We start from the raw sequence: 15,551 nt of genomic DNA, 5'->3' as shown, positions 1-15,551 counted from the left end.
TGTGTGCGCGTCACGCTCCTAGTTGTCTACTTTCAGCACCGCGAGGAACGCATCCTGCGGAATTTCTACACTGCCAACCTGCTTCATGCGCTTTTTACCCGCTTTCTGCTTTTCCAGCAGCTTCTTCTTCCGGCTGGCATCGCCACCGTAACACTTGGCAAGTACGTTCTTGCGCAGTGCCTTGACCGTCGAACGCGCAACAATCTGACCGCCCATGGCCGCCTGGATCGCCACATCGAACATCTGGCGCGGGATCAGCTCCCGCATTTTCTCGACCAGTTGGCGCCCTTTGAAAGCAGCGTTGTCACGGTGCACGATCAGCGCCAGGGCGTCGACCTTCTCGCCATTGATCAACACATCCAGCCGCACAAGCTTGGCCGGCTGAAAGCGATCAAAGCTGTAGTCCAATGAGGCGTAACCGCGGCTGACCGACTTCAAGCGATCAAAAAAGTCGAGCACCACCTCATTCATCGGCAGATCGTAGGTAACCTGAACCTGGGTGCCGAGAAACACCATATCGTGCTGCACGCCACGCTTGTCGATACACAGGGTGATAACACTACCCAGGTGGTCCTGGGGTACCAGGATATTGGCTCGCACGATAGGCTCGCGCATTTCCTCGATAATCGAGGGGTCGGGCAGGTGCGAGGGGTTATCTACATAGATGATCTCGCCATCCTTCTTCACCACCTCGAATACCACAGTGGGCGCGGTGGTGATCAAGTCCAGATCGTACTCACGCTCGAGGCGTTCCTGGATGATCTCCATGTGCAACATGCCAAGGAAACCGATGCGGAAACCAAAACCCAGCGCTTCGGAGCTTTCCGGTTCAAACTGCAGAGCAGCATCGTTCAACGTCAGTTTCTGCAAGGCTTCGCGAAAATCTTCGAAGTCATCGGAACTGACAGGAAACAGGCCGGCATACACCTGCGGCTTAACCTTCTGAAAACCTGGCAACATGGCCACATCGGGCGTTGCTGCCAAGGTCAGGGTGTCGCCTACAGGCGCGCCGTGAATGTCCTTGATGCCGGCGATTATAAAGCCCACTTCGCCCGCCTTGAGATCGGGGGTTTCCGAGTGCTTGGGATTGAACACCCCCACGCTATCGACTTGATGCAGCTTGCCGGTCGATTTGACCAGTACCTTATCGCCCTTCTTGATGCGGCCGTGCTTCACCCGCACCAGCGAGACAACACCCAGATAGTTGTCGAACCAGGAGTCGATGATCAGCGCCTGCAAAGGTGCTTCGATCTCGCCCTCAGGACAGGGAATAGTCTTGATCAGGCTTTCCAGCACATCTTCGACGCCCATGCCGCTCTTGGCGCTACAGGCCACGGCATCGGTCGCATCAATACCGATCACACTTTCGATCTCGGCCTTGACCCGTTCCGGCTCAGCTTGAGGCAGATCGATCTTGTTGAGCACCGGCATCACCTCCAGGCCCTGCTCGATCGCGGTGTAACAATTGGCTACGGACTGCGCCTCTACGCCCTGCGCCGCGTCAACCACCAGTAGCGCGCCCTCGCACGCCGCCAGCGAACGACTCACCTCGTAGTGAAAGTCAACGTGGCCGGGGGTGTCGATAAAGTTCAGCTGGTAGGTTTTGCCATCGTTGGCGGTGTAGTACAGCGTCACGCTGTGTGCCTTGATGGTAATGCCGCGCTCGCGCTCCAGATCCATCGAGTCGAGCACCTGAGCCGCCATCTCGCGCTCGGTCAGTCCGCCACACAGCTGAATAAAGCGGTCTGCCAGAGTCGACTTGCCATGGTCGATATGGGCAATGATGGAAAAATTACGTATTAGGCTCAGATCACTCACAGCGCGGTTCATCCAGACGTGGTTGCCAGACATGGCGGTGGACGGGAAATATCCCCGAAAACAGCCGGCGAGTGTACCTGATTACAGGAGGCGGTGCTATCGCAGCGCTAGCCGCCGGCGACGCCCAGAGCGCCGCGCAGCGGATAACCGAGGGAGTGCGGAATTACTCCGACAGACGGAAGGTAATGTAGCTGGCGCGACCCTGACGAATCACGCGCATGGAGACCGAACGATTGCTCGGCAGCTTCTTGGCGATGCTCTCGAAGCTACTGACAGAATCGACGGACTGGTTATCCAGATTGGTGATGATGTCGCCTGCGCGCAGGCCCACCATGGCACCCGGTCCTTTGGTGACTTCCCGCACCACAACACCGGTGTGAATATCCAGATTCTTTTTCTGCTCTGCACTCAGCTCGACCACGCTCACGCCCAACCGATTATCGGTGGTAGCTGGCGCTGCCGACTCGGCGTCACCCAATGCGGCCACGCTGTCGTCCTCGGGCAGGCTGCCGATGGTCATGGTCAGCGTCTTGCGCGACTTGTCGCGCATGACCACCATGCTGGCCTCGCTACCAGGGCGAACCCGGCCAACGGCGTGCGGCAAATCGGATGAGCGGCTGATTTCCTGGCCATTGAACTCCATGATCACGTCACCGACCTTCAAGCCACCCTTGTCAGCTGGGCCACTGGGCATAATCTGGGCAACCAGCGCGCCGGCAGGCTTGGGTAGCTCAAACGATTCGGCAAGGTCCTTGTTGACCTCCTGAATTACCACACCGAGCCAGCCCCGTTGCACGCTGCCAGTGGCTTTGATCTGCTCAACCACATCCATCGCGACGTCCATGGGAATGGCAAACGACAAGCCCATGAAACCGCCGGACCGGGTGAAGATCTGCGAGTTGATACCGACTACCTCGCCATCCAGATTGAACAGCGGTCCACCAGAATTACCTGGATTGATCGCTACATCGGTCTGGATGAAAGGCACATAATTTTCGTTCGGCAAACTGCGCCCCTTGGCACTGACGATACCTTGAGTAACCGAGTAGTCGAAACCGAATGGCGAACCGATAGCGAGCACCCATTCGCCGGGCTTGAGGTCGGCAGACTTGCCGATCTTGACTACCGGCAGGTCGTCACCGGCCTCGATTTTCAGCAGCGCCAGGTCAGAGCGCGGGTCGGCACCTATCAGCTTGGCTTCCATTTCGCGACGATCGGATAGACGCACATAAATCTCATCGGCATCAGCGATCACGTGATTATTGGTCAACACATAACCATCTTTGGAAATGATAAAACCGGAGCCGAGCGATTGCGGCGCTGAATGCTCTCGCGGCGAAGGAGACTGCGGAAAACTGCGCTCAAAAAACTCGCGGAACAGCGGTGGCATGCCCTCCAGATCCGGCATGCCTTGCGCCCCGGCAGTAGGCGTAGCAGAGGCGTTCTGCTTGGTGCTGATGTTGACGATGGCCGGAGAGGCCTCCTCAACCAACTCGGTAAAGTCCGGCAAGTCAACCGCCAGAACCATTGACTGCCAACCCAGCAGGGCGGCACCTGCGGTTGCTACAACCCAACGTCGCACTGACAACATATGCGTGTCTTCTCCTATTGATCAAACGAGAGAAACTGAAGTGTTAATACCCTTCCTGGGCGCGCGTCTCCCATGCCACAGACGCACCAGCACGGGCAATCACCTGCGGCTGCAGGCTCAGGTCGCCTTGCGAATGACGATCATGCCAACGCACCAGCGCAAAGCCGAGCAGCAAGCCCGCCGCCGCAGCGAATATTACGCCCGGCTCGGAGAAGCCCAACCACTGCGTCACGAGCGCTGCGCCAAACAACCCAGCCAGGGGAACGAGATACATCCAGAGCGCGCTGCGCACCACAGCGTCTTCGGGAACGCCAATCAGCACCTCATCACCAACCTGCCATTGCTGCTCGGTCAACGCGCGAACAAAGCCCTGGGCTGATCCGGAACCCAGCTTCTGCAGCAGCGCCTGACCACAACCTGCCTTTGCCTGGCAGCTACCGCAGGTGCTGGAACGAATGGTCGCCACCCAGACAGCACCCGGCTCGGTGCTTAGAACCCGGCCGCGCTCCTCAATCACTGCACTGACTCCAGGCCAGGCTCGAATGAAGCGGCTATACGCTCAGCCGCTTCGGGCGGAATCTCACCCACTACGGTCGCTAGGAAGACGCCGTCAGCGGCGTTGAGCTTGCGGCTGACCGCCACCGTTGGCCCAAGCTGGGCACGCAAATCATTCGCCAAACGATCCTCACCCAGCGGCTCAACGAACACCGTAAAGCGCGCCATGCCATCACTGTAGACGCGGCTGGATACCGCTGGCTCGTCAACCGAGAAAGCACGCACATCAGTCGGGCCGCCGGTGAAGCCTGGCGGCAACCAACCCGGCTGCCAGTCAGGCTGCTCTTGCTCGCCCTTCAAGGTCACACCAAGCTGCAGACAGGCAGCACCTGGCTCAAGATTGGCATCAGCAATATCGGTATAGGTAAGGTCGGTAAATTGAAAACGTTCCAACAGGGTGCCGCGTTCGTTGATCAACAGCGACTTGAGCAACAAACCGGTTTCACTGTCCAGATAGAGCTCGTAGGCGTAGCGGAGATTGTCACGGGGCTTAACGGAGACCACGGTTGCCGCGTGGTTGGCGACGCGCGTAGCGCCGAGCACTTCGAGGGAATACCACTGACTGAGGGTTTCGACATCCTGCGGAGACTGGGAAGCAGCATCCCATACCGGACCCGCCGAATAGGAGCTTGCGCACTGCACGTGCCCGTCACGGCGAACCCATTCATGCGGCTCACCATCGGCCTGCAGCAAACGTTCGGTAACTACCTGATCAGTCGACCGATGCCAAACCTGGTGGGTAGAAAAACTGCCAGAGCGTTCGTAAACGAACGCTCCCTTATAGCTGACTTGGCTGGTCGCCTCGGACATCCGCTGTAACCAGCTTGCTGCGTCATTCGCCAGCGCTGCCGGCGAGACCAGAAGGGCTGCTAGATAGCAGCAGCCCCAACCGCGCTTCAGTATCACCACTATCGTCCTTCTATACTGGCCGCACGCGCGTAGGGAACCAGTTGAGGTGAAGAGAACTGAGCACTGTTCTCGGCGTGCTCACGCAGGTAGCGGCCGATGCGCTGCTCATGCCAGGCAGATGGCGCCTGGGCAGTCGCAATTGGCTCAGCGCCCGCGCTGGAAGAATCGGAGTAGCCGGCCAGCACGGCGCCAGAACGCGCTGCACTGGTCGCAAAACTCGGCGCCACTACCGGGGTGTCTGCCGCCAGACTAGGCTGGGTGGGCATATCGCCTTGATTAACCATGCGCACGCCCACCAAAACCGCCATGGTAACGGAGGCAGCCACAGCCACACGTGACATGTTGCGCCACAAACCTGACCGCGCGGGTGCAACGGTTTCCGGCTGCATGTTCAATTCGGGCTCATCACGCAAGGCTGCAGCAATGCCGGCAGACAGGTCTACCGAACCTTGCCAGTGCTCTTTGTGCAATACCGAGCGCGCAATTTGATAGCGCTCCCACGTACCACGCAGAGCGGGATCCTGGTCGGCGGCCTGGAGAACACGGCGCACTTCCAGATCATCAGCCTCATTATCCATGAGTGCGGAAAGAGACTCCTGCAAGACTTCGCTTCTCATTGCTGTACCTCTGCTAATGGCCCAAAGGGCTCGCTGCGTTGCGCGGCTGACATACCCATCATGCTTCCAGCAAGGGTTTCAGCGCTTTATCTATTGCCTCTCGAGCCCTGAAGATACGCGACCTTACGGTACCGACAGGGCAATCCATTACGTTGGCAATGTCTTCATAACTCAGACCCTCAAACTCTCGCAGGGTCAAAGCCGTTCTTAAATCATCCGGCAATTGTTGGAGCGTTCGATTGACAACTTGTTCAATCTCATCTCGCAACATTTCTCGCTCGGGTGACTGATTGTCTTTGAGGATGCTGTCACCCTCGTAAAACTCAGCCTCATCGGCGGCAATGTCAGAATCCGGCGGCCGCCGGTTACGCGCCACCAGATAGTTCTTGGCGGTATTGATCGCGATCCGGTACAGCCAGGTGTAAAACGCGCTGTCACCGCGAAAGTTCGGCAACGCCCGGTACGCCTTGATAAAGGCTTCCTGGGCAACATCCTGCGCTTCATGACTGTCGTGCACAAAGCGCGTGACCAAGGCCAGAATCTTGTGCTGATACTTCAGCACCAGCAGATCAAATGCTCGCTTATCACCTTTCTGAACACGTTCGACCAACTGCTGGTCGCTGTGCTCAGTCATGTCCAGGCTCCTGCACGCTACAGGCCAGCCAGACAGCGTTGTTATGATAGACCCAAGATGTAACCAAAAGTTCTCCCCTCACTCAGGTACAGAAATAGGAGCCGGCTCGTCACGAAAAGTTCCGCACTATAGTATGCAAAAGTGTACAAATTGCCATCATTGCACAAGCGCTATTCCGGAGCATGACGCTGAGGCCAGCAGCAGGCAGTATTGTGAGACAGACGGCTTCTATATACTAGGTCGCCGTACCCGCCTGTTCAGCGCTACCCAACAGCAAGACGAGAAACTATGACCCAGCAACACGAATATGACGTACTGGTAATCGGCAGTGGCGCCGCCGGTCTGACCCTGGCACTGCATCTGGCAAGCGATCTGCGGGTAGCTGTACTGAGCAAGGGCCAGCTTTCCGAGGGCTCGACATTCTGGGCGCAGGGTGGTGTGGCTGCGGTACTGGATGACAGCGACACCGTCGATGCCCATGTCCAGGATACCCTGATTGCCGGCGGCGGATTATGCCACGAAGAGGCCGTCAGGCAGATTGTCGGCGATAGCCGTGAAGCCATCGGCTGGCTGGTCGAACAAGGTGTACCCTTCACTCGCGAACGGCGCGAGGATGGCAGCGAGACAGATGACTTTCACCTGACACGTGAGGGCGGGCACAGTCATCGTCGCATCATTCACGCCGCCGATGCCACCGGGGCCGCGATTTTCAATACGCTGCTCAAGCGCGCGGAAGCGCATGACAATATCGAATTGCTGGACAACCGCGTTGCCGTCGACCTGATTACGTCACAGAAGCTGGGCAGGCCTGGCCAACAGTGTCTGGGCGCCTACATATTGAATCGCTCCAGCGGCCACGTCGAAACCGTCGCCGCCCGTTTTACCGTGCTGGCCACCGGCGGCGCCAGCAAGGTTTACCTGTATACCAGCAATCCGGACAGCGCCTCCGGCGACGGCATTGCCATGGCCTGGCGCGCCGGCTGCCGCGTGGCAAACCTGGAATTCAATCAGTTTCACCCCACGTGCCTGTACCACCCCAAGGCAAAGAGCTTTTTGATCACCGAAGCCTTGCGTGGCGAGGGGGCACTACTGCGCCTGCCCAACGGTGATCGTTTCATGCCGCGTTTTGACGCGCGGGCCGAACTGGCCCCACGCGATATTGTGGCGCGCGCGATTGACCACGAGATGAAGCGCCTTGGCCTGGACTGCGTGTATCTGGACATCACCCACAAGCCGGCCGACTTCATCCGCAGCCACTTTCCGACGGTGCACGAACGCTGCCTGGCGTTCGGCATCGACATCACCCGCGAGCCCATCCCGGTGGTACCGGCGGCGCACTACACCTGCGGTGGGGTCATGGTCGAGGCAAGCGGCCGTACCGACGTGCAACAGCTCTACGCCATCGGCGAAACCAGTTTCACCGGCCTGCATGGCGCCAACCGCATGGCCAGCAACTCACTGCTCGAATGCATCGTCTATGGCCGGTCAGCCAGTCGCGACATACTCGCCCAGCTGGACCAGGTGAGCATGCCGAAGGACCTGCCGCACTGGGATGAAAGCCAGGTAACCGACTCCGACGAAGACGTCATCATCTCGCACAACTGGGATGAGTTGCGGCGCTTCATGTGGGATTACGTCGGCATTGTTCGCACCTCGAAGCGCCTGCAGCGTGCCAAGCATCGAGTGGATATGTTGCGCGGGGAGATTCACGAGTTCTACAGCAACTACCGGGTAAGCCGTGACCTGCTGGAACTGCGCAACCTGGCACAGGTAGCGGACCTGATTATCACCTCAGCCATGCAGCGACAGGAAAGTCGTGGCTTGCATTACACCCTGGACTACCCCGCCCAACTGGACGAGGCCCTGGATACTATTCTGCAGCCGCCCAGCGCTGACGACTGAAACGCAACCGCAGGCGCAGACGACGCAGGCTCTCTTCCGAGGCCGCGTCACTGGCCAGCACCACCGACACTGCACGCCAGCGCCCCTGCTCACGCAGCCGCACCACCGTCAGCATGGCACTTACGTAGGTGTCGGCAAGTAGCTTGGCGGCCGCCTCGGAGCCATCACGGCGCAGAATATGCCAACCCTCACTATCAAATCGCAGGCCGGTCACTGAATGAGGATGCTGCAAGCTGATCTGTCGCGGCCATATCCATAAGCCGTAACTGCAAACCAGCAGCATGCACAGCACACTGGGCAGCAGACCCAGAGCGCTGTGATACACCGCCAGGCAGGCCAGCAGGCTGCTGCACAGCAACAATAACGCCAGCCAGCGAGAAGGCTGGCGCTGCATGACGAGATAATCAGTCTGGCTGTACACGGTTCAGTATCATCCTCACGATTCGCTTCAGGTCCGGATCATCAGGCTCGTTGCGCTGCATGAACCAACCAAACATGTCCTGATCTTCGGACTCCAGTAACAGCCGATAGCGCTCCTTGTCTGCGTCGTCCAGCGCTGGATAAGCCTCCTGCAAAAAAGGCACCAGCAACACATCAAGTTCCAGCATGCCGCGACGGCTGTGCCAGTATAAACGCTTCACTTCTATATCGGCCGACATCGGCAACTCCACACTGAGGATTGAACTGCGGGACAAAAGCACCATTATAACGGCAGGGGTGCCTGACAAGTACCCAGCATAGCCCCTATGATGTAACACTGACCCCAAGGGAACAATCTTCGGCATGACAGCACTTTCCACTATCGCCACCGAACTGACTGCCCGCTTCAGTACAGCGTCCACCGAAAACTCCGCTACCAGCCTGTGCTGGCTGAGCCATGAGGGCGTCATTGCGGTGGACGGCCCGGATGCAGAGCGCTTTCTGCAGGGTCAGCTGACCTGCGATGTTGCTCGCCTGGGCGCAGATCAGACGACCCTGGGTGCGCGTTGCAACCCCAAGGGCCGCATGCAGTCGAGTTTTCGACTGCAGCGCAGCGAAGGCGGCTTTCTATTGAGTATGGCACGCGAATTGACCGCGCCGCAGCTCGCCGACCTGGGCAAGTACGCGGCATTTTTCAAAGCCAGCCTGACAGACCAAACGGATCAGTGGGTTCGCCTGGGCTTATGGGGCGAATCAGTGGCGCCGGCACTTGCCGCAGCTGATCTGCCCCAGCCTGCCATCAACCAACTGCTGACCAAGAACCATGCGCGCCTGCTCGGTTTGCCCGACGGCGCGGTCGAAATCTGGTCGCCAGTCGACAACGCGCTGGAGCTGGCCGACCAGTTACTCAAACATTGCCGTGCCGACGATACAAACGGCTGGCTGTTACGCCAGATCCAGGCCGGGATAGGTCAGGTGACCGGGCCAACGCTCGAGCTGTTCATTCCGCAGATGCTGAATTTGCAGCAACTCGGTGGTGTCAGCTTCAAGAAGGGTTGCTACACCGGCCAGGAAATCGTTGCCCGCATGCAGTACCTGGGCAAGTTGAAACGCCGCATGTACCGGCTGCTGTTGGCAGGCAATGCTGCCCCCGAACCCGGCACCCCGATTTTTGACCGTGATAGCGGCAAAAGCGTGGGAGAGGTGGTACTCGCCGCCAATGGGCGGAAATCGTTAGAAATACTGGCCGTGCTGCAGAAGGATGCGGCACAATTGGCGACATTGAGCGCGGGAAATGGCCAGGGGCCACTACTCACCTTGGGCGACCTGCCCTACGACTCGGAAATGGCAGCCACTGAAGCGGCTGCGCAGTAGCAATCACCAAGGGACTACCCATGACAGATCTGGCACAACGCGTACAAGAAGAGCTGATCCAGGCGATTGAAAAAGACCAACTGGTACTGCCCACCCTCCCCGAAGTCGCACTGCGCGTGCGCGAAGCCGCGGAAGATCCGGATGTCAGCATCCCGCACCTGGTAAAAGAAATCAGCACCGACGCGGCACTTAGCGCTCGTTTGATCAAGGTGGTGAATAGTCCGCTGCTGCGCAGCCGACAGGAAATCACCGATCTGTCGATGGCCGTCAATCGCATGGGCATCACCTACACCGCCAACCTGGCCACCGGGCTGGCCATGTCGCAGATGTTCCAGGCAACCTCCGACGTGATCGACCGCAAGATGCGCGAGGTATGGAATCGCAGTACCGAGGTCGCCGGCATCAGCCACGTACTCTGCCGCCATTACACTCGCCTCAAGCCCGACCAGGCCACCCTGGCCGGCCTGGTGCATCAGATCGGCGTACTGCCGATTCTGAGTTACGCCGAAGAGCACAGCCAACTGTTGCGCGACTCCATCAGCCTCAATCTGGTAATCGAGAAAATCCACCCTGTATTGGGCGATCGAATCCTGCAAGCCTGGGACTTCCCCGAGCCGCTGCGGCACGTACCGACGGAGCATCTGAACTTCACGCGAGATTCCAGCGCAGTGGATTACGCTGACGTCGTTCAGGTCGCGGTATTGCAATCGCTGGCTGGCAGCGCGCACCCCTATGCGCAGATGGACTGGAGCAACATCTCCTCCTTCGCCAAACTGGGCCTCAACCCGGCGGAAGAACAGGAAGACGAAGATCTCTCAGCCGAAATGGAAGCCGCCATGCAGTTGCTGGGCTAAGCGCCCAGCGTTATCACTACTTGCCCGCCCACTGCGGCGGGCGCTTGTTGAGAAAAGCATCTACCCCTTCGCGGGTATCCTCCAGCGCGAACAAATCCACAAAACGCTCACGCTCGCGCGGCAGCATGCTGTTCATCGGCTGCTGTCTGGCCCCCTGAATCAGCTCCTTGCAGTAGCGCACCGCTGTCGGGCTCTGCCGACTCACCTGCGCCGCCAGGCGCAAGGCGGCGCCCAACGCCTGCCCTTGTTCAACGCACTCTTCCACCAAGCCAATTCGCTCGGCACGCACACCGTCTACCCGCTCGCCGCACAGGATCATCCGCTTGGCCCAACCCTCCCCTACCAGCCAGGCAAGCGCTTGAGTACCGCCCGCACAGGGCAACAGACCAACACCCGCCTCTGGCAAGCCGAGCACCGCCTGGCGTTCGGCAATGCGCACATCACAGGCCAGCGCGCACTCGAGGCCACCACCCATGGCGTAACCGTTGATAGCGGCTATGGATACCCCGGAGAAGTCGCGTAGCGCTTCAAAGGCCTCACCGAAGAGGCGCGAGAGCTCGCGGGCACGACCAGCATCGCCGTCGGCAAAGAGTTTGAGATCGGCGCCAGCGGAAAAGAAGCGTTCCCCACGGCCGGTAATGATCAACGCATAGATATCGCTGTCACGGGTCAGGTGTCTGACCAGCTCGGGCAAGCCGTGAAGCGTATCGGAATCCCAGGTATTGGCGGGCGGGTTGTCGATGGTCACCAGCGCGGTATGACCGACCTTTTGCACCACCAGCTTATCGGTGCGCGGGACCAATGCCGTGTAGGGTTGCAGCGCGTGCTCCATAACACCTCCGGAATGAATCAGGCAGGTTATTCGACAGCAGGCAAGCGCCAGTCCACAGGCGTCATGCCATGTTTTACAAGATAGTCGTTGGCGGCAGAAAAGTGACCGTTGCCGATAAAACCGCGGTGCGCCGAGAGCGGCGATGGATGCACCGATTTGAGAATGCAATGACGCTCAGCGTCGATCTGCTGGCCCTTACGCTGCGCATAACTGCCCCAGAGCATGAACACGCAGTGCTGGTGATGACGATTAACCGCCTCGATCACCTTCGTAGTGAAGACCTCCCAGCCGCGGTTCGAATGGGAGCCGGCGTTGGCCTGTTCGACCGTCAGCACCGAATTGAGCAGCAACACACCCTGTTCAGCCCAGGACTGCAGACAACCGTGCGCCGGTATGGGGAGCCCCAGGTCGCGCTCCAGCTCTTTCAGCATATTCTTCAACGACGGCGGCTGACGCACGCCCGGCGGCACTGAAAAACTGAGGCCGTGGGCCTGCCCCGGCCCGTGGTAAGGGTCCTGACCGAGAATTACCACCTTGACGTGATCCAGCGGCGTGCTGTTCAGCGCATTGAAAATCAACGGGCCCGGCGGGAAAATCTGCTTGCCCGCAGCCTTTTCCGCCTGCAGGAAACTGCGCAGCGACTGCATATAGGGCTGCTCAAACTCCCCACCCAGCGCCGCCAGCCACCCCGGCTCCAGCTCTACGCGTCGCTCGGCCATACTCAGGGCGCCGCCGGAACAGTCTGCTCGATACAACGCACCACGCGATCACGGCTATCCTTGAGCACACCGGCCAACCCGTTCATGTGGCTGGCATGCAGTACCAGAATGCCGTCTACGCACTCGGCCTCGTGCTTGGCAGGATTGCTGCGCAGCTGGCCAGCCTCTTCAGAACCCACGGTGACCAGTCGATAGTCCTCCAGCTCCAGCCCTTCTTCCGGCTTGGCAAAATTCAGATAGCCGTACAAATGCAGCACCACCACGGTGAAAAAGATGCTGGCCATCGCGGTCAGGATCAGCGGTAACTTGTTTACTTCACGGGACTCCGACATCAACAGCTCCAGTTACAGAATATTCGCGTAGTCAGCTTCGACCCGCTCCAGACTCAGGTTATTCAGGAACCCGGAAAAACACATCCAGGCGCTCAAGGCGTTCAAATCGGCAAAAGGCGCCGGCAGATAACGCGGCGGCACCACCAAGCCCTCTTCGACCAACTGGTTCAAGGTACGCATATCCTCCAGCGTGGTTTTGCCGCAGAACAGCAATGGAATCTGCTGCAGCTTGCCCTTGCGGACCGCCAGCTGGATATAGTTGTAGGTCAGGATAAAGCCCTTGAGATAGACCAGATCCTTGGTGAAGGGTAAACCGCTGCTGCTGGAGCCACGGAACACCCGGCTGGCATTGTTGTAGCCGTCCTCGCGCGAGTAACCCTCATCACGATAGAACTGGAACACATCCATGAAGTCACCGCCGGTCTCGGCTATCTGAATCGCGCGGGTGCGATCAGTCAGCTTGCGCAGGCGCGCAGGATAGGAGGCGAAGGTCAGCACCTCCATCAGAATTGCCAGGCCTTCCTGCGTCACGGTTGAGGACGGGGGCCCCTTGGCCAGGAAGGTACAAATCGGCTGATGCTGGCCGTTGAGACTGGTAGCCACGTGCACCATACCCTCGTGCACGGCAAGAATATTCAGGTCGCGCTGGTTGAACTTGGCGTCGCTGCGAATCTTGATGTAATCGGCACCGGCAGCGGCATCCGCCACAATGCCATCTGACTCGAAAACGCGAACCGCCTGATCGTCCGGAAAGGCATCGTTCATCCGCGCCTGCAGAATCTCTACCGCTTCCGGGGCAGCAATGGTCTTGGGTTCGCGGGCAATCTCGGTACGCGCTATGTTGCTCAGCGACTCGCTCAGCGCTATACCCAGATCGGTCAGTGTCGGGTCTCCCGCGTGGAAGGCATCGGAGGCAGCACCGTACAGCTCTTGCGAAATCAGGCCAAAGTCAGGGTTGCCGCGCGCTTCGAGCATGCGAATGACCATGCGGTACTCACGGCACATACGGCGCATGATCTGACCAACCGGGTTGAAGGTCCCCAACTGCCGAGTAATGTCGCGCTCGATATCCTGAAATGCCTGACGCAGTTCGCCGGGGTTATAGCCCAGCGGGCGCTGGGCATAATAATCGGCCGTCACATCGGGCAAGGCTTTGCAGCGCTTCTGGAAGAAAGCGTCGCGTACGCTGTCGTCCCACTTGATCGCATCCAGCACCCGAATCGGCGCCTGCGCCTCGACTATGCGGTCCGACAAGCTGCGGATAACCAACTGATACTGTTCGTTCTGTTTCACGAGGGCTCCCTTTGGTCGCAGCTTCAAGCGGCAAGCAGTCCCTGCATTCTGACTGTCTTGCCCGCTACCGAGAACAGCAAATATAAATCACGGTAGCGTCCGGAGAGCAGGTGCTGCTTGTAGCTTATAACGTGCAGCTTGAAGCTTGTAGTCGCTTGCCGCTGAAATGGCTATGCCGTTTCGGGCCGCATGTGCGGAAACAGGATGACGTCACGAATCGAAGGCGCGTCGGTCAGCAGCATCACCAGACGGTCGATGCCAATGCCCTCACCTGCCGTTGGCGGCATGCCAAACTCTAGCGCACGCACGAAGTCGGCATCGAAATGCATGGCTTCATCGTCGCCGGCATCCTTGTCCTTGACCTGCGCATGGAAGCGCTCCGCCTGATCTTCGGCGTCGTTAAGCTCCGAGTAGGCGTTGGCGATCTCCCGGCCACCGATGAACAGCTCAAAGCGATCGGTGACGCTCGGATCGTCATCACTGCGGCGCGCCAGCGGCGAGACTTCGAACGGGTAGCGCGTAATGAAAGTCGGCTGCTCCAACCGGTGCTCAACCAGCTCTTCAAAAATCATGGTCTGCAGCTTGCCCAGGCCCTCAAAGCCTTTCACATCGGCGCCGGCCTTCTTGGCAATCGCGCGCGCCTTCTCCAGATCACGCAGGTCGTCAGCGCTGATATCGTCGTTGTACTTGAGGATGGAGTCGAACACCGACAACCGCGCAAAGGGTTCGCCAAAGTGGAACACCTTGCCCTGGTAGGGCACATCGGTGCTGCCCAGCACCAGTTGTGCGAGCTCGCGGAACAGCTCTTCGGTCAGGTCCATGTTGTCTTCGTAATCGGCGTAGGCCTGATAGAACTCCAACATGGTGAATTCCGGATTGTGGCGCGTTGAAACGCCCTCGTTCCGGAAGTTGCGGTTGATCTCGAACACGCGCTCGAAGCCCCCGACCACCAGACGCTTGAGATACAGCTCGGGCGCAATCCGCAGGAACATCGGCAAATCCAGCGCGTTGTGATGGGTCTCGAACGGCTTGGCTGCAGCGCCACCGGGAATGGTCTGCAGCATGGGCGTTTCCACTTCGAGGAAGTTGCGCTCGTTGAGGAATTTGCGGATATGGCCGATGACCTTGGAGCGCACCATGAAGGTATTGCGGGTGTCTTCGTTGACGATCAAGTCAACGTAGCGCTGACGATAGCGCTGCTCGGTGTCGGTGAGACCGTGGTGCTTGTCGGGCAGCGGGCGCAGTGACTTGGTCAGCAGCGTGACCGCCGTCATGTGCACGTACAGATCACCCTTGCCGGAACGCGCCAGGGTACCTTCGGCAGCAATAATGTCGCCCAGGTCCCAGTGTTTGATCTCTTCCAGCGTCTGCGCCGGCAAACCCTTGCGATCAACATAGACCTGCAGACGACCGCTCATATCCTGCAGCACCATGAAGGCTCCACGGTTGAGCATGATGCGGCCAGCGATTTTTACCGGGATGGCGCTTTCGGCCAGCTCTTCCTTGCTCTTGTCGGCATAGGCCTGCTGCAGCTCGCCGCAATAGCTGTCGGGACGAAAATCGTTGGGGAAGACCGCACCCTTTTCACGCGCGGCGGCCAGTTTGGCCTTGCGCAGTGCGATGAGCTGGTTTTCTTCCTCGTGTTGCGCTTGCGGGTCTTGCTGCTGATCGGTCATGTCGGTGAAATCCCGGAAAATCAAT

16 protein-coding genes are annotated in these 15,551 nt (G+C 59.0%); 3 read left to right on the top strand and 13 right to left on the bottom strand.

All coding sequences use genetic code 11. The features are described 5' to 3' along the window. Positions 1 to 18 precede the first annotated feature (18 nt). The 6 genes from lepA to rpoE all read right to left on the bottom strand — a co-directional run bounded on the left by lepA (position 19) and on the right by rpoE (position 6,124). Positions 19 to 1,818, bottom strand: a complete 1,800-nt coding sequence (lepA, locus tag BLU26_RS16845; RefSeq protein WP_092288542.1) for a translation elongation factor 4 — start codon at positions 1,816 to 1,818, stop codon at positions 19 to 21. 163 nt (positions 1,819 to 1,981) lie between these two features. Then, positions 1,982 to 3,409, bottom strand: coding sequence for a DegQ family serine endoprotease (locus BLU26_RS16840; protein ID WP_092288004.1), 1,428 nt, complete (start codon positions 3,407 to 3,409; stop codon positions 1,982 to 1,984). Positions 3,410 to 3,452: 43 nt separating this feature from the next. Further along, positions 3,453 to 3,926, bottom strand: coding sequence for a SoxR reducing system RseC family protein (locus tag BLU26_RS16835; RefSeq protein WP_092288003.1), 474 nt, complete (start codon positions 3,924 to 3,926; stop codon positions 3,453 to 3,455). Continuing rightward, entirely contained in the window at positions 3,923 to 4,774 is an 852-nt protein-coding gene (locus BLU26_RS16830) for a MucB/RseB C-terminal domain-containing protein (RefSeq protein ID WP_092288541.1), read from the bottom strand. The genes BLU26_RS16835 and BLU26_RS16830 overlap by 4 nt, the downstream gene beginning before the upstream one ends. Positions 4,775 to 4,872: 98 nt before the next feature. Then, positions 4,873 to 5,490 carry a sigma-E factor negative regulatory protein gene (locus BLU26_RS16825; RefSeq protein WP_092288002.1) on the bottom strand — a complete coding sequence of 206 codons (618 nt, stop codon included), beginning with the start codon at positions 5,488 to 5,490 and terminating at the stop codon, positions 4,873 to 4,875. 58 nt (positions 5,491 to 5,548) lie between these two features. After that, complete coding sequence (gene rpoE, locus BLU26_RS16820) at positions 5,549 to 6,124, bottom strand: RNA polymerase sigma factor RpoE (RefSeq protein WP_092288001.1); 576 nt, start codon at positions 6,122 to 6,124, stop codon at positions 5,549 to 5,551. 288 nt (positions 6,125 to 6,412) lie between these two features. Between rpoE and nadB the strand changes: the two genes are divergently transcribed. Then, a complete protein-coding gene (gene nadB / locus BLU26_RS16815; protein ID WP_092288000.1) occupies positions 6,413 to 8,026 on the top strand; it encodes an L-aspartate oxidase in 1,614 nt (537 codons plus the stop codon). Here nadB and BLU26_RS16810 read toward each other — a convergent pair. Next, positions 7,995 to 8,447 carry a hypothetical protein gene (locus BLU26_RS16810; protein ID WP_092287999.1) on the bottom strand — a complete coding sequence of 151 codons (453 nt, stop codon included), beginning with the start codon at positions 8,445 to 8,447 and terminating at the stop codon, positions 7,995 to 7,997. The genes nadB and BLU26_RS16810 overlap by 32 nt on opposite strands. Beyond that, a complete protein-coding gene (locus tag BLU26_RS16805; protein WP_092287998.1) occupies positions 8,431 to 8,685 on the bottom strand; it encodes an FAD assembly factor SdhE in 255 nt (84 codons plus the stop codon). The genes BLU26_RS16810 and BLU26_RS16805 overlap by 17 nt, the downstream gene beginning before the upstream one ends. 124 nt (positions 8,686 to 8,809) lie before the next feature. Here BLU26_RS16805 and ygfZ point away from each other — a divergent pair, with 124 nt between their 5' ends. Beyond that, positions 8,810 to 9,820 (top strand): CAF17-like 4Fe-4S cluster assembly/insertion protein YgfZ, encoded by a 1,011-nt coding sequence (gene ygfZ, locus BLU26_RS16800; RefSeq protein ID WP_092287997.1) that lies wholly within the window; start codon positions 8,810 to 8,812, stop codon positions 9,818 to 9,820. A gap of 20 nt (positions 9,821 to 9,840) precedes the next feature. Continuing rightward, positions 9,841 to 10,674, top strand: a complete 834-nt coding sequence (locus tag BLU26_RS16795) for an HDOD domain-containing protein (protein WP_092287996.1) — start codon at positions 9,841 to 9,843, stop codon at positions 10,672 to 10,674. Positions 10,675 to 10,690: 16 nt separating this feature from the next. Here BLU26_RS16795 and BLU26_RS16790 read toward each other — a convergent pair whose 3' ends face one another. The 5 genes from BLU26_RS16790 to lysS all read right to left on the bottom strand — a co-directional run bounded on the left by BLU26_RS16790 (position 10,691) and on the right by lysS (position 15,526). After that, entirely contained in the window at positions 10,691 to 11,506 is an 816-nt protein-coding gene (locus BLU26_RS16790) for an enoyl-CoA hydratase (RefSeq protein ID WP_092287995.1), read from the bottom strand. Positions 11,507 to 11,532: 26 nt separating this feature from the next. Continuing rightward, positions 11,533 to 12,225, bottom strand: a complete 693-nt coding sequence (gene ung, locus BLU26_RS16785; RefSeq protein WP_092287994.1) for a uracil-DNA glycosylase — start codon at positions 12,223 to 12,225, stop codon at positions 11,533 to 11,535. A 2-nt stretch (positions 12,226 to 12,227) separates the two neighbouring features. Next, positions 12,228 to 12,557, bottom strand: coding sequence for a hypothetical protein (locus tag BLU26_RS16780; protein ID WP_092287993.1), 330 nt, complete (start codon positions 12,555 to 12,557; stop codon positions 12,228 to 12,230). Positions 12,558 to 12,569: 12 nt separating this feature from the next. Next, entirely contained in the window at positions 12,570 to 13,850 is a 1,281-nt protein-coding gene (locus BLU26_RS16775; RefSeq protein ID WP_092287992.1) for a flavohemoglobin expression-modulating QEGLA motif protein, read from the bottom strand. A 170-nt stretch (positions 13,851 to 14,020) separates the two neighbouring features. Then, entirely contained in the window at positions 14,021 to 15,526 is a 1,506-nt protein-coding gene (gene lysS, locus BLU26_RS16770) for a lysine--tRNA ligase (protein WP_092287991.1), read from the bottom strand. Between the last annotated feature and the right edge of the window lie 25 nt (positions 15,527 to 15,551).

It is taken from the genome of Halopseudomonas sabulinigri (assembly GCF_900105255.1).
Lineage (GTDB): Bacteria > Pseudomonadota > Gammaproteobacteria > Pseudomonadales > Pseudomonadaceae > Halopseudomonas > Halopseudomonas sabulinigri.
The sequence above is the reverse complement of the archived record's forward strand: the minus strand, read 5'-3'. Positions and strand labels throughout refer to the sequence as shown.

What these genes read in the sequence shown, in the direction of transcription:
- BLU26_RS16840 (WP_092288004.1), bottom strand. Translation starts at nt 3,409, where the DNA reads ATGTTGTCAGTGCGACGTTGGGTTGTAGCAACCGCAGGTGCCGCCCTG.
- BLU26_RS16830 (WP_092288541.1), bottom strand. Translation starts at nt 4,774, where the DNA reads ATGTCCGAGGCGACCAGCCAAGTCAGCTATAAGGGAGCGTTCGTTTAC.
- BLU26_RS16825 (WP_092288002.1), bottom strand. Translation starts at nt 5,490, where the DNA reads ATGAGAAGCGAAGTCTTGCAGGAGTCTCTTTCCGCACTCATGGATAAT.
- rpoE (WP_092288001.1), bottom strand. Translation starts at nt 6,124, where the DNA reads ATGACTGAGCACAGCGACCAGCAGTTGGTCGAACGTGTTCAGAAAGGT.
- nadB (WP_092288000.1), top strand. Translation starts at nt 6,413, where the DNA reads ATGACCCAGCAACACGAATATGACGTACTGGTAATCGGCAGTGGCGCC.
- BLU26_RS16805 (WP_092287998.1), bottom strand. Translation starts at nt 8,685, where the DNA reads ATGTCGGCCGATATAGAAGTGAAGCGTTTATACTGGCACAGCCGTCGC.
- ygfZ (WP_092287997.1), top strand. Translation starts at nt 8,810, where the DNA reads ATGACAGCACTTTCCACTATCGCCACCGAACTGACTGCCCGCTTCAGT.
- BLU26_RS16795 (WP_092287996.1), top strand. Translation starts at nt 9,841, where the DNA reads ATGACAGATCTGGCACAACGCGTACAAGAAGAGCTGATCCAGGCGATT.
- BLU26_RS16790 (WP_092287995.1), bottom strand. Translation starts at nt 11,506, where the DNA reads ATGGAGCACGCGCTGCAACCCTACACGGCATTGGTCCCGCGCACCGAT.
- ung (WP_092287994.1), bottom strand. Translation starts at nt 12,225, where the DNA reads ATGGCCGAGCGACGCGTAGAGCTGGAGCCGGGGTGGCTGGCGGCGCTG.
- BLU26_RS16780 (WP_092287993.1), bottom strand. Translation starts at nt 12,557, where the DNA reads ATGTCGGAGTCCCGTGAAGTAAACAAGTTACCGCTGATCCTGACCGCG.
- lysS (WP_092287991.1), bottom strand. Translation starts at nt 15,526, where the DNA reads ATGACCGATCAGCAGCAAGACCCGCAAGCGCAACACGAGGAAGAAAAC.